This window comes from Pseudomonas tremae, from assembly GCF_001401155.1.
Classification (GTDB): Bacteria; Pseudomonadota; Gammaproteobacteria; order Pseudomonadales; family Pseudomonadaceae; genus Aquipseudomonas; species Aquipseudomonas tremae.
The window spans coordinates 1-307 of sequence record NZ_LJRO01000092.1 but is presented as its reverse complement, the minus strand read 5'-3'; the positions used below and the strand labels follow the sequence as shown (position 1 = coordinate 307).

Annotated in this window: 2 pseudogenes; both read right to left on the bottom strand. The window is 53.4% G+C overall.

Annotated elements, in window-relative coordinates:
- A pseudogene (locus ALO43_RS29990) lies at nt 1-149 on the bottom strand (ABC transporter ATP-binding protein); the annotation flags it as partial.
- A pseudogene (locus tag ALO43_RS08125) lies at nt 146-307 on the bottom strand (ABC transporter permease); the annotation flags it as partial. The pseudogenes ALO43_RS08125 and ALO43_RS29990, both read right to left, overlap by 4 nt.

Genomic DNA, 307 nt, shown 5'->3' with positions numbered 1-307 from the left:
CCGGCATGAATCGAGAAATTGACGTGCTTGAGGACCCAGTGTTCTTCCTTGGGTTTGGTGCTTATTCCGAACCAGCGACCTATACGCTGAAACTCGGAGGCGTAAACACGATAGGCCTTGCCCAGATTCTTGACAGTCAACAGACTCATAGTACGTCCACCATTTCCGGTGCTGCACGGCGAAACATGAACAGCCCCAACAGCATCAGGCCAACGGCAACCGCAGCGGTTACAGCCATGCTTTGCAGATCAGGCGCTCGCGCGTAAACCAGAACATCGTGATAAGAACTGACGATCGGGAACATGGG